This window comes from Limnobacter litoralis, assembly GCF_030160455.1.
Taxonomy (GTDB): Bacteria; Pseudomonadota; Gammaproteobacteria; order Burkholderiales; family Burkholderiaceae_B; genus Limnobacter; species Limnobacter litoralis.
On record NZ_BSOJ01000018.1, the window covers coordinates 37038 to 55889 of the forward strand.

Genomic DNA, 18852 nt, shown 5'->3' on the forward strand with positions numbered 1-18852 from the left:
CCATGCCATGCCTTCAGTGGTGATGTACGCGGACGGCGCCTGCAAGGGCAACCCTGGGCCTGGTGGCTGGGGTGCTTACCTGCAGTCGGGCCAACACGTGAAGGAACTGTGTGGCGGCGAAGCTCACACCACCAACAACCGCATGGAACTGATGGCCGTGATTGCTGGCCTGAATAGCTTGAAAAAGCGTTGCAGTGTGGATGTCTATCTGGATTCACAGTATGTCCGAAAGGGCATCACCGAGTGGATGCCCAAATGGAAGCTGAATGGATGGCGCACCGCGGACAAAAAGCCCGTCAAAAATGCGGACTTGTGGCAAACGCTGGATGAAGCCAGCGTGCGGCACCTGATTCGCTGGCACTGGGTGAAAGGTCATTCGGGTGTACCCGGCAATGAAAAAGCCGATCAACTGGCCAATCTGGGTGTTGAAAAAGTGCTTGCAGAAGGGGTTCAATAAGTCATGAAATACATCGTACTGGACACTGAAACCACGGGTCTTGAAGTGCGCCTTGGTCACCGGCTGATCGAAGTGGGCTGCATTGAGGTGGCTGGAAGGCAGGTCACCGACAACACCTGGCACCAATACATCAACCCTGAACGGGCGGTGGATGAGGGCGCCTTTCAGGTGCACGGCATTTCGGATGACATGCTGGCCGACAAACCGGTGTTTGCCAAAGTGGCCCAGTCTTTCCTTGATTTCATTCGGGGTTCAACCCTCATCATCCACAATGCCTCATTCGACGTGGGTTTTCTGGACATGGAGCTGGAGCGCCTGAATATGGGGCGCGTTCGGGATCATGTTGAAGACGTAATCGATTCGCTGGCCATGGCCCGTGAAATGTTTCCCGGCAAGCGCAACAACCTGGACGCCCTGTGCGACAGGTTGGGCGTAAACAATGGCCATCGCACCTTGCACGGCGCCTTGTTGGACGCCCAGATTCTGGCCGAGGTGTACCTCGCCATGACGCGTGGGCAGGATAGCCTGGTCATCGATTTGGGCGCTGGTGGCGGTGGCGAAGGAGGGCAGTGGGTCAATCTGGCTGAACTCGAATTGCCGGATGTGGTTGTGACCGACGACGAGGCGGCCTTGCATGCCGAGTACCTGGCCACACTGGATCGTGAGGTCAAGGGCAAATGCGTCTGGAACGCCCTTCAAGATGCCCCTGAAACAGCCTGAAGGCGACTGCGACATTGTCCAATTTGAACGCCCACCCCGTTGACAGTATGCAGGCAGCCATCGAGTTGCTGGCCAACCGTCTGGATTTAAAAACTGAAGATGCGGGGCATTTGCTGGCGGCCTCCAAGTTGATCACACTGGAACGCGGGCAGCGTCTTTTTGAGCAGGGCGACCACAGTGAATCGTTTTACATCGTCCTGAAAGGGCAATTGCTGGGGCAACGCAGCAGGCCCGATGGCTTCATTGATCTGACCCTGAGCTTCTTTCCTGGTGAAATCATTGGGGAACTGGGCTTTTTCGATCACTCCCCCCGCACCTTGTCTGTTCACGCCCGGCGTGACAGTCATTTGCTTGAAATCGATGGCAAGGCCTTCGAAGAATACGGCAAGCGCAGCCGTTCGGTGTACAACCACCTCATCCGCGTGTTGGTGTCACGTTTCAAGCGCGAATTGGGTTACAGCGCATCCAGCAATCAGCATCAGTTTGTGTGGTTTCAAAATCTGGCAGGTCTGTCTGGCGATGTGCTTCAACTAAAGGGCAGGTTGACTGGCCAGTTGGGCAAACGCTGCAAATTAAACACCTGGACGGGGTCTGAGGGGTTCACACCTTCGCAGCAAGTCAGCGGCGCCTTGACCCACATGGAATGGATTGAGTCCGCCGATGAACAGGACTTTCCCGGTGAAGCCTTGCTGGATGACCTCGATGGCGTTGTGCTTTTTCTGGATGCCCAATCGCTTGAAGACCCCGCAGTGGTGTCCCAACTCAGGCGTTATCACATCTGCCCTGATGCCCAAATCGATCTTCGCGTGGTGCTGTTGCACCGTTTGAAGCGGGTACAACCCCAATTGGCATCCAGAATCAGGGCCATCGTGTCCGACAGAGTGACTGTGCTGCACTTGCGCACAGGTCACGATCAGGACCTTGTTCGCGTTGCCCGCCACATTCTGGGCGACACGCTGGGTCTTGTGTTGGGTGGCGGCGGAGCGCGCGGGTTTGCCCACGCGGGCTTTTATCGCGCCTTGCATGAGCATGGCGTCGTGATTGATTCAATTGGGGGCACCTCCATGGGCGCGCTGGTGGGCGCGTTGATCGCCTCGGGGCTTGGGCCCGACGAGGTCGACAAGGCTTTGGCATTGTCCTTTCGCAAAGGCCTGCCTTTTGGCCTGCGTGATTACCTGCTGCCCCGGCATGGCCTGATACGGTCCGCTTCAGTGGACAATATGTACCGGCGTGCCTTCGGGCAATCGACCATTGAGGATCAACTTATTCCGTTTTATGCCGTTAGCTGTAATCTGACCACCGGCAATCAGCACCTGTTCGATCAAGGTGAGTTGTGGCAGGCTGTCAGGGCAAGTACATCCATTCCGGTGTTTTTCGAACCCTGTGTCGTCAACAATCACATTCTTGTGGACGGCGCACTTCTGAACAACGTGCCGGTTGATTTCATGCGGGCCCGCGGTGTTCGGCGCATTGTGTCTGTGGATGTCGGCATGGAGGCCGATTTGGCGGTTACCGCTGGTGATCAGCCCGCTGACAGGGCACAATTGCCGACGGTCATGAAGTCGTTGATGCGAGTCATTGAACTGGGTGGTATCGCAAAGTCCCGGCAGGCAAGATCCATGTCGGATGTCTATGTGCAGCCGCCGATCGAAAAAATCGGCTTGCTGGAGTTTGAGCGCAGGGATGAGGTCATTGCGCTTGGCTACGAAGCAGGCCTGAAAGCAGTCCAGAATATACGTTCCCTGTATCCAGAGCAGTAATAACAATTAAAAGAGGCCGACATGCAAAAACACTCCATTGTTGAAGTGTTGGGTTGCAGCGGAAGCATCGGAATACCCAGGCAGGGTACGACCAGCTTTCTGATTGATGATGACATTTTGATTGATGCGGGCACCGGTGTTTGCGAACTCGATTTCGCCCGGCTCGAGAAAATAGAACACGTGCTGATCACGCACACCCATCTTGATCACATTTGTTCCCTGCCGTTTCTGGTCGACACCGTTGGCGTCGGAAGACCAAGGCCGTTGCGGGTCTATGCCATGCAATCTGTGCTGGATTCACTGCACAAACACATTTTCAACGACGACATCTGGCCCGATTTCACCCGCATTCCCAACGAAACCAACCCTGTGATGGAATTTGTGCCACTGGAACCGGAAGACCATCTTGTGCTGGGCGACCGAACCCTGTTCACCGTGGCGGTCGAACACACCGTTCCGGCGGTCGGTGTGTTCTTGAAAACGCCCACAGGCGCGTGGTGTTTTTCGGGAGACACCCACCAAACCGATCGCCTGTACCAGGTGATCAATCAAATGCCCGACATCCGGTATTTCTTCATTGAATCGGCCTTTCCTGACCGCGAAAAGTGGCTTGCCGACCTGGCCAAGCATCTGTGTCCCGATTTACTTTTTGCAGAACTGGACAAATTACGCAATACTTGTGAAATATGGATCAGTCATCTTAAGCCACGCGAGCATGATCTGATTCAACGGGAGTTGAAGCAGTATCAGGGCCTTCAGCAGCTGAAGGTATTGTCGGCAGGCATGAAATTTCAGATCTAACTATATGAACTATAAAGAATACGCGTGCAGCACACTGCTGGCCGTTGGCTTGGTTTTGCCTGTTATTTCCTATGTAAACCCTGTACATGCAGCCACCGCAGACGCTGCTGAAAAAGACCCAACCTTCGTTGTGTCGGCCTTCAAGGTGGAGGGTCCGGTGCTGATTCCACGGGCTGAAATTGACAAAGTGTTGGCTTTGTACGCCAATCGACCACTGACATTCTCCGATTTGCGCGAGGCCACCGTCCGCGTGGAAAAGCTGCATGCCGATGCAGGTTTCGAGGTGGTGCGCGCCATCATTCCTGAGCAGGACCTTACCCCCGGCGGCACGCTGACTATCCAGATTGTGGATGCCAGGCTTGACGAAGTCAAAGTCGGTGGCAACGCGCACTTTTCGTCCGATCAAATTCGCAAAGGCCTGGTGGTGCTAAGCCCTGGTGCGCTGATCAACACCATGGACATGGATCGGAACCTGCGGGTTTTGAACGACAACCCCGCCATCAACGCCCGGGTCACCCTTGAACCGAGCGACAAGCCTGCGCTGGTGGATGCCCAGGTGAAAGTGCAGGACCAAAACCCGTTGGGTGCATACGTCACTTTTGACAACACGGGCACGTCGTCCACAGGCCGCTTCCGACTGGGCTTGGTCGTGATCGACAACAACGTGTTTGGCAAAGGGGCACATGCTGACTGCACAAACAGTCACACCACCGGGGTGGTAGTCAGATGTGCAGGTGTACGGCCTGACCTACCGGGTGCCTTTCTACGCGCAAAACGGAATTCTCGACCTGACCTACAACGATTCCAATGTAAATGCGGGCACCTTCAGTATTGGCTCTTCCAGTTTGAATGTGCCGGGCGCTGGTACCACAACAGGCGTCAAATGGACTGAATTCCTCAATCGCCTGAACGGCATGGATCAGCGCGTGTTTTTTTCATTTGAGCACAAGCAATTCACCAGTCAGGTCTTGTTGAACAACACCGGCAGCAGCTTGACGCCCGATTTGCAATCCGACCCCTACACCCTCGGCTATACCCTGATAGACCAGCGCAATGCTTTAAGCCGTCAGTTTCAGTTGAGTTACTCCAAAAACTACGTCATGGGCGGCCAGAACTCAACAACGCAGTACGCCAAGTCCAATCCGCAATCCAAGGCCGATTTCGATGTTTTTCGTTTAAGCAGTTCCTGGTCTGACCAAATTTTCAGTCGATATCGGTTCACTGCCGCACTCGATGGCCAATACTCCAGCTATTCGCTGATCTCGGGCGAGCAGTTTGGCGCGGGTGGCGTGTATTCCGTTCGCGGTTTTGAAGAGCGCGCGGTGTCTGGCGACTCTGGTTTGCGTGAATCGTTCGAGCTGCTTAGCCCCAATGTGCTGCCCGACAAGTCGCCCTACCTGAAGCGACTTCAATATGCTGCTTTTGTAGAAGGGGCCCAGTTGCGCAGCAATGCTGTCACAGCCCCTACGTTGTCTGAAACACGGATTTTGGCGGCGGGTGTCGGGCTGCGATTTGCTTTGACCGATCGTGACCAAATCTGCCTTGACCTGGCGCGCGTCATATCCGGCACCGTGGTTGAACCCCACGGTGACATGAAGTTGCACCTGTCCATTGCTGTCGCACTGTGAGACCAGCACCATGAAACAGAACCGAAGCCCTTTGATGTCTACCCAACAATTCAAGCGAAAAACCCTTGCCTTGGCCGTCGGTGTGGCGCTGTCCTCCATGGCGTATGCAAATCCGACCGGGATGAACGTCGTGGCTGGCCAGGCCACATCCCAGGCTCTGGGCGACCTGTTGAAGGTCACCAACTCGCCGGGTGCAGTCATCCAGTGGCAGCAATTCAACATTGACGCCAACCAGACCACCCAGTTCATCTAGCAAAACGCAGCCAGCCAAGTGTTCAACAAGGTGGTTGGTGGCGACGTGTCGCAAATTCTGGGTTCACTGAAAAGCAATGGGCAGGTGTTTTTGATCAACCCGGCCGGGGTTATTTTTGGTCAGGGTGCTGTCATCGACACAGCGGGTTTTGTGGCCAGTGCGCTGGCCGCCTCCCCGGCTGATCTCGTCAACGGGCATTTGAAATTCGAGGGTGACCCTGCTTCAAACGCCAGCATTCAAAACCTGGGTACGCTGACCACGCACAGTGGCGGCTCCATCGTCCTGATTGCGCCCAATATTCAAAACAGCGGTATTATTCGCGCCGACGGCGAGGTGTTGCTTGCGGCTGGGCACAAGGTCACGATTGTCGACTTGAACCACCCCACCGTAGGCTTGAGTGTTGAAGCACAAGTGGGTGGTCAGGCGGTTAATTTGGGCGACATCGTGGGCAAAAACGCGTCCGTGTTTGCCAGTCTGATCAAAAACAGTGGTGTGGTTGAGGCGACGGGTGTTCAGCAGGGCGCAGGTGGCGTCATCCGCTTTGTGGCGCAAGACAACACGGTGCTGGTGTAGCCGGTTACCGTGGTGTATGCCCCCGCTGTGGCCAGGTTCGCCATGCCGGCAACCGCTGGAATGGAGTTTGAAAATTGAAAGGTTTGGCCACCCGCTGTAATGCGGTCCGCGCGTATTTGTTCAGGGGCACGGAATGTGTCGCTGAGGGCGGCAAAAGCAACCTCTTCATCCAGGTCGGTCTCGACAGTCTGAATGTCCCTGTCAAGACTGTACACCCCGTTGGTGGCGACGTTTGCAGAGGTGATCACGCCAATACCCCCTACTACGCGGCCATTTTTGTAAATCGGAAATCCACCCGGATCCGCAGAGAGCCCCAGAGGCGCGCGTTTGGGCCCGAGGGTCGGGCTTTGGGAAAACCACACATTCAGGTCTGAGCAGGGCAGTTGGCTGAATTGAACGCCGTACAAAGGCCCTGACTCTTTGTTGGCCTCACCGGGCTGGAAGTGCTCCTGCACAATTTGACTGGCGGTTCGGCTGCTGAACGCGTTCCCGGTTGAGGACAGGTACGCACCTGTGATGGCTTTGGAAATGGCCGCCAGAGTACTGGGCACCACCGTACCGTCCAGACCCTGACCATTGGCGCCAGCCAGGCCACTTGTGATGGTGGTGTTTGGCGCAGCGTTGGTGGTTTGGTAGACGGCCAGCACGTTGCCCACGCGATCAGTAACCGCAATCGTCGCCTCTACGTTTCGATCTTTGGAAGCCTGGACCGCTCTGGAGACGATTTCATTGACATCGTTGACCGACAAGCTTTGTGTGCCAAGCGGAGCCACATAAAAATTCAGTGTGGAAAGGCTGCCGTCGGAGCCGCCTCCACCACCACCGCAGGACATCAGGAGTGCGGACAGGCAAACAGCCATGCCCACCCCAAGGGTAATCGGCAGCTTGGCAGTCACTCTGTTTGTATCAAAATTCAGCATGTGTGTTTCATTGTTGTGTTGTTTTGAGGAACTGCTCACTTGTTGCTGGTCTCTGCTTCCTGTATGCCTGTGATGCCCGCAGTTTCGAGCGGCTTGTGCAAATGGTAACCATGGCACAGACCGCAGTCGGATTTGACTTTGTTGGTTTCTGCCTTTGCGCCTGCATGGCAAGTGCGGCAGCTGTTGATGTCGGGCATCAACACGTCACTTGCCTTTTTGGATGTGGTGGCTGCATGACATGATTCGCATTTGTCAAAGGCATGGGCCTTGTGACTGAATTTGGCCATGGGCATCCAGCTGTGCTGAACTGGCATGGGATCAATTTTGTATTGGGGTAAATAAGCACCTGAAGTCTTGGTGTTTCCCGTGCCCGGAACTTTTTCAACAGTGTGGCAAACGACGCAAGCGGTTTTCTCGAATAGCTCACGCGTCGCCAATGTGGCCTGAGCGCGCGGATTGCCGCTCAGGTTTTGAAGCATGGATCGCTGGGGATCCTTTTCGCCAGGGCGGGTCCGCAATTGGCCCCGCAGTGCGTTGATCCGATTACGCTCTTCAGGGTGCACCGCGAGGTAGCTGTAAAATTCGTCGACTGTGCTCAAGACCGCTTGCACTGGGCCATGCGGAACCTGTCGGTCAGGCAATGCGGGTTCAAAGTTCAGGGTGTGGCAGCTTTGGCAATTCTTTTCCATGGTGACGGACAAGAACCCGGATGGCGTGTCCGCAGGGGTGTGGCAGTCGGAACAGACCATCACCACCTTTTTGTTGGGGCCATCGACGCCCTTAGGGTCCAGATGCACGTCGTGCGGGAACTTGAAACTCGTTTTTTCACTGAGCGCATGGCCTGGTTCCGTGCGGACGCGGGTGAGATCACCTTGGTCTGGCCTGGTGGCCAGAGTCAGGCGAAACGCCGGGTGTTCTTTTGCAAAGTCCGCAACCGGTAGGGTTTTTGTCTCGGGTGCAGTGTCTTTGATGTGCGAATGACAGGCGGCACAATCGCTGCCGCTGAAGTGCCTGTTTTGCTCGGCAAGACTGTTCAGGCCTTTGTGATCGTGGTGGCAGCTCGCACAGCGACCTTCAGTGAAGTGGGTTTTGGGAAGATCTGCTTTCGCCACATGAAGGCCCATGTGTTGATGACAGCTCTCGCAGCTTTCATCCTTCACACGGCTGAAATTGCCGGTGTGGCAAGCCTGGCAGTCACCTTGCCAGGCCTGGTGAACAGCGTCCAAGGGCCCTGGGTTCCAGGATTTGTCGAGCGCGAGCAGTGTGTGGGGGTTGCCCTGCGTGTTCAGCACGGAGGGGACAATCTGGCCCTTGACCGTTTGTGCAACAGCCTTGTTTGCACTGGGCACTTTGGCGGGTGTTGCCCATTCGGACGCCAATATTGGAACAATCAAAAACCCCAGCAGGATTGGAAGAAAAAGCAACCAGGCGAGTGGTCTTCTGAGGCCCAATGGCTTCTGCAGTTTATCTAGCTGGGTTTGCAGTTTTGTTTGAGGTTTCTTTGCGGCCATCGATTGCTTTACCAGTAATAGAACACGGACACAATGTGCGCGGTCAGGGCTGCCAGCAAACCCACTGACAGCGGAACGTGGAAAGCAAGCCAAAGATCAAGCCAATAGCGCATTTTGTAATATCGGCGTAATTGCCTCAGGTTCTTGAGTCGTTCAACCTGATTTTTGTAAAGGTCCGCCAGCGAGTCATCACGCGCAAGCTCCTTTTCGATCAGTTCTATCGCCTTCTCAGTTGCGCAATTCTTAACCAAGCCCGAGCGTCGTTCCGACAATTGATTGAATATGAGTTGTTCGCTTGACAGATTGACTGCTTTGGTGACGTGCTCCGGGCAGCTTTTGAGCAGCCGAAGCACCTCCTTGTCGAGCGTTTCGATGTCTTCAACAATCGCTTTCGGGTCTTTTCGGTTCAGGGTGTCAGACATCTCGCGGGGGTAGCGCACATACAGCACCAAACCCCAGAGGCCAGACACAATGGTGGCCATCATCAACACATAGGCAAGCGAATGAACGTTCCAGCCAATCTGAAAGCCGGTGTGCAGCGTACCGACCACGACCAGAGCAAGGCCCAGATAGACGTGCGCAGACACCCATCCACGCAGCTGGCCCGTGGTGCTGGCGTATTGACGCTTTCGCACACCAAACCAGATCAGCCATAGAATAAGGGCGGCACCGATGGTTCCGAGGGTATATCCCAGCCAGGTTCCGCCATTTGCGACAATTTTGGGTTGGTCTAGCGAGTAGGCCAAAGAGACAACCAAAATCAGGCAGACGGACCAGCGTAAATATAGAAAGTTTTTATAGTTAAAGAGATTGTCCTGAATCATCTGGCCTTTGCCTTGGTCGAGTCAGTAAGGTATGTACGGCAAACTAGCAGCAGGATAATGTAATACAGCTGGTATATTACGTGAGGTTTGACGCCGTGCATATATCCAGTTTCGCTCTGAGGACCCTGCTGTGACCTTATCTTTTGCGTTTTTTTCGCTTATCTTCTTGTTTCTTATTGGATTTGTGGTTCGGCAGGTTTGGTCGCTGTTTTTCGTCCCTAACCCTTCAGGGCAGACCCCCGGCGGTGAGGGCCTTGCCAACTCACCGGAGTGGGCTGCACTTTACAACACGCGTGCTGAAATTGATTCCGATCCTCTGTTGGAAACGGAGTCTCGGGAGGTGCTGCTGGGCAACTGGCGCCAAATGGCGTCTGAAATCAAAAGCCGCGCAAGTGTGCTGAAAGCGCGCAATGACGAATCTGTAATTTCTGGTTATTCACTGTCTATTCTGAATATTGTTGCGGCTTTTGTCCTTTTGGGTGCAATCGGCTTCACTTGGTTTGTGGGCGGCTTTCAGTTTGATTTCACCCACTGGCCCCGGGGCCTGGGTCAAAGTGCCCCTGCTCAGGTTGAAAACGTGGACCAGGCCGTTGCTGCAAGCAAGGGGCATCCAGGTGACAACACCTCCATGAAAGCGCGGATTGCCGAGCTTGAAACGAAACTGAAGTCTGATCCCCAAGATCTGGATGGTTGGGTGTTGCTGGCGAGGTCTCAAGCGGCTTTGGGTCGGTACGGGGACAGCGCGGCATCTCTGAAGCGGGCTCTGCAATTGTCTCCTGGGCATCCGGTCCTGCTGGCCGATTTGGCCGACATGGTGGCCATGAACAACAACAAGAATTTGTTGGGTGAACCTGAAAAATACATTCAGGAGGCCCTGAAGAACGATCCCTCCAACGAAAAGGCCATTGCTTTGGCAGCCACCGCAGCCGAGCAAGCTGGCGACAAAGCCCGTGCCGCTGCCTACTGGAAGCGACTTGAGGAAGTTCAACAGCAAGCGCTGGCACGCCAACAGCAAATGAATCAGACCAACGCGGGGGTCAATCAGGCCCAGAACACCGAGAGCACTGCAACAGAGCAGGGCGATTTGCAGGTTCGCGCCCAAGTGTCTGTGCCCAGCAGCTTTTCCAATGCCCAACACCCCAACGCAGCCCTGTTTGTCTTCATCAAAGGGCAGCCTGGTCCGGGCATGCCGCTGGCTGTTGTAAGGGTGCCCGCCTCTGAAATCAGGTCTGGTGTCAATCCGGTGCGAATTTCTTCAGGCGATTTTATTCAAGGTGGCAGTCTGGCCTCTTTGCCCGACAAAGTCTTCATTCAGGCCCGGCTTGCAATGTCGGGTACGCCAGCGCCCAGTCCAGATGACCTCAGCAGCGCCTGGATGTCACTGAGCAAATCTGCGCTGGGCCAGTTAATTGAGCTCTCATTGACGCGCTGATGGGTGTCGTTGTGTCCAGTCGGATTGATCTCCAAAGCGACGGTTTGCACTTCGATTTGCCCGAGCTGCAGGCGGGTGGGGTATTGCTAGGGCGTGATCTACGGGCCACCCTGTCCGCCGGTCAGTTGCATTGGGTGCGCGGTGGCAACGGTGTGGGCAAATCAACGCTTCTTAGAACCCTGGCAGGTGGGGTGTGCGGCCAATGTCACCTTTTGAAGTTTCCTTTTGGGCTTCGCTTGGAAATGACTGTTGCGCAGCACATGAATGCTTCTTTGGCGGCTTTGGGGCAGTCTTCTGCGTTGGTGGAGGCCTTGTTGCAGCAGGTCGGCCTGCTGGATTGGGCCGAGGAACGAATCCAAACCTTGTCCTCCGGCCAGCAAGCCAGGTTGGCCTTGGCCGTGTTGTCGGCCGCCGACAAAAAGGTCTGGCTACTGGACGAACCCTTGAATGCACTGGATCAGGATGGTTTGCAAATGCTGGGTGCGCTGGTGTCCGACCATGTTCGCCGGGGGGGCGTGGTTGTGTTGGCGTCTCATCAGTCGATTGGCGAGATGTTCGGCAAAACTGGCGCAATCGAACCCGTGGTCTGGATGTTTGAAAAAGGTCGATTGAATGGAGGCGAGGCCACCGCGGCTGCATCTCCTGCTGAATCCTCGCGTCCCGCTCAAGCCATGTCATTCAGGCTGGCCTTGTTGTCTTGCTGGCGCAGAGAATGGCTGCTGTTGAAGGCCAATCCCCAACAATTGGGGTGGATGGCACTTTTTCACTGGATGGTGATCTCATTCTTCGGGCTTGCCGTGTTGAAGTCGGATTCACCCTTCGCCTTGGCGGTGGTGTGGGTCAGCGCAATCCTGGCCGTGTTGCTGACAGCCAAAGACTGGTTTTCGGAGGATCACCGCACGGGCTGGTTGTCCTTTCTGCAGCACACCAGTGCCGTCGGTACTGACAAATACTGGCTGGCCCGCTGTGCCAGTGGAGTGGTGACCCAATCTGCTTCTACAATGCCGGTGGTGCTCATGGCGGGTTTGCAGTTTGCCCTGCCGGTGGGGCAGGTGTTCTGGCTTGAACTGGCGCTGCTGTGCGGTATTTTCGCCATGACGCCCCTGCTGGGTCTGGTCAGTTTGATGGTGATGATGACCCGCGGTGGTGCCATTTTGGTGTATTTGCTGGCCTTGCCAGTGCTTGTGCCTGTGTTGATATTCGGGCTTGAGTGCAGTCAAGCGGCGGCCTTGGGGCGCTCTCCATGGGCCGCCTTTGCGGTGCTGCTGTGTTTGGCTGGCTTGTCGTTTATGGTTGCCCCGCCGGTGGCCCGGCGTTTGATTGCAATGATTCAGGAATAGTGATGATTGTGTTGAAGCAATTGGCCTCTCCGCCGAAGTTTTACGCCTTTGCAAGCAGTGTGTGGCCCTGGCTCACGGGCCTGGGGGGCTTGATTCTGTTGGCAGGTTTGATCGTGGGGCTGTTGGTTGCGCCAGCAGACGCAGTGCAAGGCGAGGTTTATCGTGCAATCTACGTACACGTGGCCACTGCTTGGATGTCCATGTTCCTCTACCTCGTGGCGTGTGGATACGCAGTGCTGCATTGGGTTTACCGCACCAATGTGTCCGCGGTCATGATGCGGGCCATATTGCCCACAGGCGGCTGGATGACCCTGGTAGCGCTGGTCACGGGCGCGCTGTGGGGCAAGCCCACCTGGGGAACCTATTGGGTGTGGGACGCCCGAATGACCTCGGAATTGTTGCTCCTGTTCATTTATTTGGGTCTGATCGCACTGGGTCAACTGGCCGCTGATCCCTCGAAATCAGACCGACTGTTGTCGATTGGTTTGCTGCTTGCGGCGGTCAACATTCCATTGATTTACTTCTCAGTGATTTTCTGGAACACGCTGCATCAAGGCTACAGCGTGTCACTGTCGGGCAGCCATCTCGACACTTCAATTGCCTGGGGCATGTGGTTGTCTGTGTTGGGCGTCTGGTTTTGGTGTGCAGGAACGGTGCTCAACAGGGCAAGGCATTTACTGGTGCTGCGCAGGGGGGCATTTCGATGAACCCTTGGACCACGGTGGCGGTTTGTGTGGCGCTTACCCTTGTTGTAATGATTCTGGATGCCTGCATGGCCATGCGGTCTGCAAGGCAGCCAAACTCTGACAAACTTGACAAGGGCCGGGCTGCGCGCCAGGCCAGACTTGAATCTGAATTGGCGGACAAAGGGCAATGACAACTGCAAGATCCAAACGCATCGCCTGGCTGGCGGCCATTGTTGTGGTGGCCACAGGGTTTGGCGTTTCACTTTACAAAGTGTTCAATGACAACCTGGTGTTTTTTTACACGCCCACACAAATTTTGCATGGCGACACACCCACAGGCCTGAAAAGTTATCGTCTTGGCGGCATGGTGGTTCAGGGCAGCCTTCAGCGAGAACCCAATACTTTGACTGTCCATTTCAATGTAACCGATCAGAAAATGACGGTGCCTGTAACCTTCACTGGCATCTTGCCCGACTTGTTTAAAGAAGGGGCCGGTGTGGTGGCCGACGGCGGGTGGAACGGACAATTGTTTACCGCCAAAGAGGTGCTGGCCAAGCACGACGAAAAATACATGCCTCCTGGAGTACCGAAGTGATCGCGTTTCTGTCGCAGTTTTTTCTCTCCCTTGCCTTGATGCTTTGTTTGATGGGTTCCGGCCTTGGCTTTTACAAAATCAGGGGGGTGTTCAGCCACGGACCTGCGGTGCCTTTGCTCAAGGCCATGGAGCGCAACGCGGTACTGATTTTTGCTTTGGTGCTGTTGGCGTTTGCAGGCCTTGCCTACTCGTTTGCGATCAGTGATTTTTCAATTCGAAATGTGGCTGAAAACTCCAACAGTATTTTGCCTTTGCCTTTCAAGATTGCCGCCACATGGGGCTCCCATGAGGGTTCATTCCTGTTGTGGATCCTGATGTTTTCCGGCTGGATGATGGCCTTGGCGCTGTCTCGGTTTGAAGTGACCGCCTGTTTCAAGGTGCGTGTGCTGGCCACTTTGCAGCTGGTCATGATCGGCTTTTTGCTTTACCTGCTGATTGCCTCCAATCCGTTTGAGTACCTGAACCCTGCACCCGTTGAAGGGCGTGACTTGAACCCATTGTTGCAGGACATTGTGATGATCATCCACCCACCCATGCTGTACATGGGTTACGTGGGCTTTGGTGTGTCATTTGCCTTTGCAATTGCCGGTTTGCTTGAGGGTCGATTTGACATGACCTGGGCACGGTGGAGCCGTCCTTGGGCCAACACCGCATGGGGGTTCCTGACGCTTGGCATTATGTTGGGCAGCTGGTGGGCCTACCGTGAGTTGGGCTGGGGGGGCTGGTGGTTCTGGGATCCCGTTGAAAATGCATCCCTAATGCCCTGGCTGGCTGGCACGGCACTCATCCACTCATTGGCTGTCAGTGAAAAACGGGGTGCGCTTCGCAGCTGGACGCTTCTGCTTGCATTGACTGCCTTTGCACTGTCACTTCTCGGCACTTTTCTCGTCAGGTCGGGCGTTCTGACATCCGTTCATGCCTTTGCAACCGACCCAAGGCGTGGCGTCTTCATTCTTGCTTTGTTGTTTGCAGTGGTGGGCGGCAGCTATGTGCTTTACGCGCTTCGCACCCGTGAGGTGGGCTCTGGCGGCGAATTCACTGCCACCAGTCGTGAAGCGCTCTTGTTGTCCAACAATGTCATGATGTCGGCGGCACTGGTGACCGTCATGCTGGGTACGCTGTATCCCCTGGCGGTTGAAGTGCTAAGCCAGCGAAAAATGTCAGTGGGCCAGCCTTATTTTGAATTGCTGTTTGTGCCCATTCTGCTTCCCGCTTTGATCTTGATGGCCTTTGGCCCAGAGAGCCGCTGGAAAGACACACGGCTGGCCAAATATGCAAAGCCAGGTGTTTGGGCATTGGGCTTTGCGGGGCTGGCCTTGTTGAGTTCGGTGGTGCTTTACTCACACTTCAGCTGGGTGTGGGCATTCGGCTTGGTTGCAGCTGCATTTTTGGCGGGCGGCACTGTTCACCACGCGGTACAGTCCATTCGCAAAATCGGAGAAAGCCAACCCAACAGCGGGTTGTGGTTCCGTATTAATCGCTTGTCATTGTCGTATTGGGGCATGATTATCGCCCACCTTGGCGTTGCGGTTTTTGTGATTGGTGTGGGTTGGACAAAGACCTTTGAAGTAGAAACAGACGCGGTGCTTAAACCGGGCGAAACGTCGCAGGTTGGGCCTTGGCGCGTGACGTTTCTGGGTGTAGACAACATCACCGGCAGCAATTACCGCGCCGATGCAGGCGTGTTTGAACTGACCAAGGGTGTTGGCAATGTGATCTACCTGCTTGAACCCGAAAAACGTCAGTATGCTTCTTCAGCACAGGCCATGACCGAATCTGCAATTCACACAGACTGGTTCAGCGATGTTTACGTGTCTCTTGGTGAGCCGGTGCAGTCCGACAAATCCGGGCAACAGGCCTCTGCCTGGGGCGTTCGGCTGTATTACAAGCCACTGGTCAATTTGATCTGGATTGGTTGCATCATCATGGCCTTGGGTGGTTTTCTGACTGTGTTTGACAAGCGATACCAGAGTCGCAAAAAGAGTGGGGCAACGGTGACGGGGGAAGTGAATGCTTAAACGTCTTAAACTCTTCTTGCCCCTGCTGGTTCTTGCCTTTCTCGGGATTTTTTTGTTCCGTGGGTTGTGGCTAGACCCCAAAAAGTTGCCTTCTGCGCTAATTGGAAAACCTGTGGCAACGATGAATTTGCCGGTGTTGCCCTTCGATCCGTCCATCGTGAGTGTCGATCAGATTCGTGATTTTCGAACCAACAAGGATTTTTTAGGCAAACCCTGGTTGCTGAATGTTTTTGCCTCCTGGTGCCAGAGTTGTCTGGAAGAGCATCCCCGTTTGCTCAAGCTGGCCAAAGAAAAGAAGGTTTTTTTGGTGGGCTTGGCCTACAAAGACGATCTGGAAGCCACGCGACAGTGGCTGGCTGAACACGGAAACCCTTACAGCCTGATATTGGTTGATCAGTCGGGTCGTTTTGGCATCGACATGGGTGTTTATGGCGTGCCCGAAACCTTCGTCATCAACGACAAAAACATCATCGTACGCAAACAGGTCGGGCCCATTCCTGCTAACTTTGATCCGGATCAGCCATGAATCCCAATTTGTTGACACCCCAAGAGACCATCAAATACCGCGATGTCTCAAGTGAACTGAGATGTCTGGTCTGTCAAAATCAGTCGATCGCGGATTCGCATGCCTCGCTGGCCATTGATTTGAAAGAAGAAATTGCCGATCAGGTTCATGCAGGGAAAACCAAGGCCGAGATCAAATCGTACATGGTGGATCGTTACGGTGAATTCGTGCTGTACAAGCCCGCCTACACCGCCAACAACGCCGTTTTGTGGGCTGGTCCTTTTGTCGTGCTTGTGTTGGCTGCCATTTTGGTCCGAAAGACCATCCAGAAATCGAAGCAGGGAAGACGCACCGAGCAAAGCGCCGAGACCGAAGCGAAGTGGGCGGACGAGTTGTATGAAAAAGATCGGCAAGAGCAGGATTAGTCGGACTGTCTCGCCTGTGGCCTTGGTGCTTGTCCCAAGCGCGCTGCTCTGTCTATCTCGCCCTTGAATTGCCCATTCAACTTGTAATTGCCTCTGGCCTTGGAAGCCCGAGCGACAACTCGCCCCGCTAAAGCCGGGGCTCAGACAAGTCGCAGGTCGGGCATGTTCCAAGGCTGCGAGTCAACACAAGTGGGGCAATTCTTGAATCGGGCTTCGACAGACTGGGCAGTGCGCTTGGGGCAGTCCGAGGCTTCGGTCAAAGTTGGTGAACTGTACGATGAGGATCAAACTGAATTGGTCAGCAGGTCAGCAGGTCAGCAGGTCAGCAGGTCAGCAGGTCAGCAGGTCAGCAGGTCAGCAGGTCAGCAGGTCAGCAGGTCAACAGATTGGTTTGAATCCCTCTACCAGTGTTCCGCGTGGTCAGGCTTTGCAGGTGGGTGTGTCACGCAGCGCGATTCAGGGTTGCCCGGCTGCTCAGCCCCGCAGCTTTGGAACATGCTCGACCTGCGACATGTTTGAGTGGCTTGCAAAGCCACGAGTTGTCGCTCGGGCTTCCAAAGCCAGGGTTCTGATCAGCGTCTTTGGGGCAAACCAAGCGCAAGTGACATACCCACCTGCAACAGCCGACTCAGCAATAACCAACCGCAAGTGACATGCCCATCTGCAATAGCCGACCAAGCAACAGCCGGCCCAGCAACAGCCAAGCCGGCCTGTCAAACTTCGTCACTTCAATGGCTTGTACCGAATCCGCTTGGGCTTGGCACCTTCCTCACCAAGTCGCTTGATTTTATCGGCTTCGTATTCCTGATAGTTACCGTCAAAGAATACCCACTGTGAGTCGCCTTCACAGGCCAAAATGTGGGTTGCAATACGGTCCAGAAACCAGCGGTCGTGGCTGGTAACCAGTACAGATCCGGCGAATTCAAGCAAGGCGTCTTCCAGTGATCGCAGGGTTTCCACGTCAAGGTCGTTTGAAGGTTCGTCAAGCAGCAACACGTTGCCACCAGAAATCAGTGTTTTGGCCATGTGCAGCCGACCACGCTCTCCACCTGACAGGTTGCCAATCAGTTTCTGCTGGTCGCCGCCTTTGAAGTTGAAGCGACCCAGATAGGCGCGGGAGGACATTTCAAACTTGCCGACCGTCAAAATGTCGGCCCCATCAGAAACGCCTTCAAACACGGTTTTGTCGTTTGGCAAACTGTCGCGAGTCTGGTCGACCACGGCCATTCGGACGGTGCTACCGATCACGATTTCGCCAGAGTCTGGCTGCTCTTTGCCAGCGATCATTTTGAACAGCGTTGATTTACCTGCACCGTTGGGTCCAATGACGCCGACGATTGCACCGGGTGGAATTTTGAAACTCAAATTGTCAATCAGCAATCGATCGCCAAATGCCTTGCTGACATTCTTGAATTCAATGACCTCATTGCCCAGCCTTTCAGCCACGGGAATGAAAATTTCTTGTGTTTCATTTCGCTTCTGGTATTCGTGGCTGGACAGTTCTTCAAATCGCGCGATACGCGCTTTTGATTTCGCTTGGCGGCCCTTCGGGTTCTGACGCACCCACTCCAGTTCTTTCTTCAGCGCTTTCTGACGGGCAGATTCGGAGGCTTCTTCCTGCTTCAAGCGACCTTCTTTTTGCTCAAGCCATGAGCTGTAATTTCCTTTCCAGGGAATGCCATGCCCACGGTCCAGTTCAAGAATCCATTCAGCGGCATTGTCGAGGAAGTATCGGTCGTGAGTGACTGCGACCACTGTGCCCGGGAACTTGTGCAGGTATTGCTCCAGCCAATCAACGGACTCCGCATCCAGGTGGTTGGTGGGCTCATCCAGCAGCAGCATGTCGGGTTTGCTCATCAACAGGCGGCACAGCGCCACGCGCCGTTTTTCACCACCCGACAGGTTGCCGACTTTGGCGTCCCACGGTGGAAGGCGAAGCGAATCGGCGGCGATTTCCATCAAGTGCTCGACGTCATTTCCGGCTGCGGCAATGACCGCTTCCCACTTGGCCTGTTCTTCGGCCAGTTTGTCGAAGTCTGCGTCCGGCTCGGCGTAGGCTGCGTAAATCTCTTCAAGTTTTTGTTGGGCAACGGCGAGGTCGCCCAAACCTTCTTCCACGGCTTGCCTGACGGTGTGGTCTGGGTTCAATTCGGGCTCTTGGGACAGGTAGCCGATTGAGATGCCAGGCATTGGCTCGGCCTCGCCCTCGATGTCCTTGTCTACGCCTGCCATTATTTTTAGCAGGGTGGATTTGCCAGAGCCGTTCAGGCCCAACACACCAATTTTCGCCCCAGGGAAGAAGCTCAAAGAAATGTCTTTAAGGATTTGTCGCTTGGGGGGAACAATCTTGCCCACCCGATTCATGCTGTAAACGTATTGAGCCATTCAAAAGGTCCTGTTGATG

The 18852-nt window shown here is 54.9% G+C and carries 20 protein-coding genes and 1 pseudogene; 17 read left to right on the forward strand and 4 right to left on the reverse strand.

Translation table 11 applies throughout. The annotated features are described in order from the left end of the window. Positions 1–7 precede the first annotated feature (7 nt). From rnhA to QQJ87_RS09540, 8 genes and pseudogenes are all read left to right on the forward strand, one after another. Positions 8–457 carry a ribonuclease HI gene (gene rnhA, locus QQJ87_RS09505; RefSeq protein WP_284281513.1) on the forward strand — a complete coding sequence of 150 codons (450 nt, stop codon included), beginning with the start codon at positions 8–10 and terminating at the stop codon, positions 455–457. Between the two features lie 3 nt (positions 458–460). Next, positions 461–1177: a DNA polymerase III subunit epsilon gene (dnaQ, locus tag QQJ87_RS09510; RefSeq protein WP_284281445.1), complete on the forward strand. Its 717-nt coding sequence runs from the start codon at positions 461–463 to the stop codon at positions 1175–1177. A 14-nt stretch (positions 1178–1191) separates the two neighbouring features. After that, positions 1192–2937: a patatin-like phospholipase family protein gene (locus QQJ87_RS09515; protein ID WP_284281446.1), complete on the forward strand. Its 1746-nt coding sequence runs from the start codon at positions 1192–1194 to the stop codon at positions 2935–2937. 21 nt (positions 2938–2958) lie between these two features. Next, positions 2959–3738, forward strand: a complete 780-nt coding sequence (locus QQJ87_RS09520) for a 3',5'-cyclic-nucleotide phosphodiesterase (protein WP_284281447.1) — start codon at positions 2959–2961, stop codon at positions 3736–3738. 4 nt (positions 3739–3742) lie between these two features. Then, positions 3743–4630 carry a POTRA domain-containing protein gene (locus QQJ87_RS09525; protein WP_284281448.1) on the forward strand — a complete coding sequence of 296 codons (888 nt, stop codon included), beginning with the start codon at positions 3743–3745 and terminating at the stop codon, positions 4628–4630. Next, positions 4527–5366 (forward strand): ShlB/FhaC/HecB family hemolysin secretion/activation protein, encoded by an 840-nt coding sequence (locus QQJ87_RS09530; RefSeq protein ID WP_284281514.1) that lies wholly within the window; start codon positions 4527–4529, stop codon positions 5364–5366. The genes QQJ87_RS09525 and QQJ87_RS09530 overlap by 104 nt, the downstream gene beginning before the upstream one ends. Before the next feature lie 10 nt (positions 5367–5376). After that, on the forward strand, positions 5377–5619 hold the full coding sequence (locus tag QQJ87_RS09535) for a hypothetical protein (RefSeq protein ID WP_284281449.1): 243 nt from the start codon (positions 5377–5379) through the stop codon (positions 5617–5619). 15 nt (positions 5620–5634) lie between these two features. Beyond that, a pseudogene (locus QQJ87_RS09540) lies at positions 5635–6192 on the forward strand (two-partner secretion domain-containing protein); the annotation flags it as partial. On the opposite strand, the gene QQJ87_RS09545 reads toward QQJ87_RS09540, so the two are convergent. Genes QQJ87_RS09545 through QQJ87_RS09555 form a run of 3 tightly spaced genes read right to left on the reverse strand, consistent with a single transcriptional unit; the run spans position 6132 to position 9369 of the window. Beyond that, positions 6132–7112, reverse strand: coding sequence for a heme-degrading domain-containing protein (locus QQJ87_RS09545; RefSeq protein WP_284281451.1), 981 nt, complete (start codon positions 7110–7112; stop codon positions 6132–6134). The pseudogene QQJ87_RS09540 and the gene QQJ87_RS09545 sit on opposite strands and share 61 nt — an antisense overlap. Before the next feature lie 35 nt (positions 7113–7147). Further along, the gene (locus tag QQJ87_RS09550) at positions 7148–8623 is read right to left on the reverse strand and encodes a cytochrome c3 family protein (protein ID WP_284281452.1); all 1476 of its coding nucleotides are present in this window, start codon (positions 8621–8623) and stop codon (positions 7148–7150) included. An 8-nt stretch (positions 8624–8631) separates the two neighbouring features. After that, positions 8632–9369 (reverse strand): hypothetical protein, encoded by a 738-nt coding sequence (locus QQJ87_RS09555; protein WP_284281453.1) that lies wholly within the window; start codon positions 9367–9369, stop codon positions 8632–8634. 208 nt (positions 9370–9577) lie between these two features. Between QQJ87_RS09555 and QQJ87_RS09560 the strand changes: the two genes are divergently transcribed. The 9 genes from QQJ87_RS09560 (at position 9578) to QQJ87_RS09600 (ending at position 17100) form a co-directional block, all read left to right on the forward strand. Then, on the forward strand, positions 9578–10879 hold the full coding sequence (locus QQJ87_RS09560; protein WP_284281454.1) for a tetratricopeptide repeat protein: 1302 nt from the start codon (positions 9578–9580) through the stop codon (positions 10877–10879). After that, a complete protein-coding gene (locus tag QQJ87_RS09565) occupies positions 10879–12219 on the forward strand; it encodes an ATP-binding cassette domain-containing protein (protein ID WP_284281455.1) in 1341 nt (446 codons plus the stop codon). Before QQJ87_RS09560 ends, QQJ87_RS09565 begins: the two co-directional genes overlap by 1 nt. A 2-nt stretch (positions 12220–12221) precedes the next feature. Next, on the forward strand, positions 12222–12926 hold the full coding sequence (gene ccsA, locus QQJ87_RS09570) for a cytochrome c biogenesis protein CcsA (protein ID WP_284281456.1): 705 nt from the start codon (positions 12222–12224) through the stop codon (positions 12924–12926). Then, positions 12923–13096, forward strand: a complete 174-nt coding sequence (locus QQJ87_RS09575; RefSeq protein WP_284281457.1) for a hypothetical protein — start codon at positions 12923–12925, stop codon at positions 13094–13096. The genes ccsA and QQJ87_RS09575 overlap by 4 nt, the downstream gene beginning before the upstream one ends. Then, a complete protein-coding gene (gene ccmE / locus QQJ87_RS09580; RefSeq protein WP_284281458.1) occupies positions 13093–13500 on the forward strand; it encodes a cytochrome c maturation protein CcmE in 408 nt (135 codons plus the stop codon). Before QQJ87_RS09575 ends, ccmE begins: the two co-directional genes overlap by 4 nt. Continuing rightward, positions 13497–15518, forward strand: coding sequence for a heme lyase CcmF/NrfE family subunit (locus QQJ87_RS09585; protein ID WP_284281459.1), 2022 nt, complete (start codon positions 13497–13499; stop codon positions 15516–15518). The genes ccmE and QQJ87_RS09585 overlap by 4 nt, the downstream gene beginning before the upstream one ends. Next, complete coding sequence (locus QQJ87_RS09590; RefSeq protein WP_284281460.1) at positions 15511–16044, forward strand: DsbE family thiol:disulfide interchange protein; 534 nt, start codon at positions 15511–15513, stop codon at positions 16042–16044. The genes QQJ87_RS09585 and QQJ87_RS09590 overlap by 8 nt, the downstream gene beginning before the upstream one ends. Beyond that, positions 16041–16448, forward strand: coding sequence for a cytochrome c-type biogenesis protein (locus tag QQJ87_RS09595; protein WP_284281461.1), 408 nt, complete (start codon positions 16041–16043; stop codon positions 16446–16448). Before QQJ87_RS09590 ends, QQJ87_RS09595 begins: the two co-directional genes overlap by 4 nt. A 277-nt stretch (positions 16449–16725) precedes the next feature. Next, complete coding sequence (locus QQJ87_RS09600) at positions 16726–17100, forward strand: hypothetical protein (RefSeq protein WP_284281462.1); 375 nt, start codon at positions 16726–16728, stop codon at positions 17098–17100. Between the two features lie 71 nt (positions 17101–17171). Here the strand turns inward: QQJ87_RS09600 and ettA are convergent, their stop codons facing one another. Beyond that, positions 17172–18833, reverse strand: a complete 1662-nt coding sequence (ettA, locus tag QQJ87_RS09605; RefSeq protein WP_284281463.1) for an energy-dependent translational throttle protein EttA — start codon at positions 18831–18833, stop codon at positions 17172–17174. Positions 18834–18852 lie beyond the last annotated feature (19 nt).

Bases quoted from the DNA above. Each gene is read 5' to 3' on its own strand.
- ccmE (WP_284281458.1), top strand. From the start codon at position 13,093: ATGACAACTGCAAGATCCAAACGCATCGCCTGGCTGGCGGCCATTGTT.
- QQJ87_RS09575 (WP_284281457.1), top strand. From the start codon at position 12,923: ATGAACCCTTGGACCACGGTGGCGGTTTGTGTGGCGCTTACCCTTGTT.
- ccsA (WP_284281456.1), top strand. From the start codon at position 12,222: ATGATTGTGTTGAAGCAATTGGCCTCTCCGCCGAAGTTTTACGCCTTT.
- QQJ87_RS09545 (WP_284281451.1), bottom strand. From the start codon at position 7,112: ATGCTGAATTTTGATACAAACAGAGTGACTGCCAAGCTGCCGATTACC.
- QQJ87_RS09565 (WP_284281455.1), top strand. From the start codon at position 10,879: ATGGGTGTCGTTGTGTCCAGTCGGATTGATCTCCAAAGCGACGGTTTG.
- QQJ87_RS09525 (WP_284281448.1), top strand. From the start codon at position 3,743: ATGAACTATAAAGAATACGCGTGCAGCACACTGCTGGCCGTTGGCTTG.
- rnhA (WP_284281513.1), top strand. From the start codon at position 8: ATGCCTTCAGTGGTGATGTACGCGGACGGCGCCTGCAAGGGCAACCCT.
- QQJ87_RS09590 (WP_284281460.1), top strand. From the start codon at position 15,511: ATGCTTAAACGTCTTAAACTCTTCTTGCCCCTGCTGGTTCTTGCCTTT.
- QQJ87_RS09550 (WP_284281452.1), bottom strand. From the start codon at position 8,623: ATGGCCGCAAAGAAACCTCAAACAAAACTGCAAACCCAGCTAGATAAA.
- ettA (WP_284281463.1), bottom strand. From the start codon at position 18,833: ATGGCTCAATACGTTTACAGCATGAATCGGGTGGGCAAGATTGTTCCC.
- QQJ87_RS09600 (WP_284281462.1), top strand. From the start codon at position 16,726: ATGAGGATCAAACTGAATTGGTCAGCAGGTCAGCAGGTCAGCAGGTCA.
- QQJ87_RS09595 (WP_284281461.1), top strand. From the start codon at position 16,041: ATGAATCCCAATTTGTTGACACCCCAAGAGACCATCAAATACCGCGAT.
- dnaQ (WP_284281445.1), top strand. From the start codon at position 461: ATGAAATACATCGTACTGGACACTGAAACCACGGGTCTTGAAGTGCGC.
- QQJ87_RS09535 (WP_284281449.1), top strand. From the start codon at position 5,377: ATGAAACAGAACCGAAGCCCTTTGATGTCTACCCAACAATTCAAGCGA.
- QQJ87_RS09520 (WP_284281447.1), top strand. From the start codon at position 2,959: ATGCAAAAACACTCCATTGTTGAAGTGTTGGGTTGCAGCGGAAGCATC.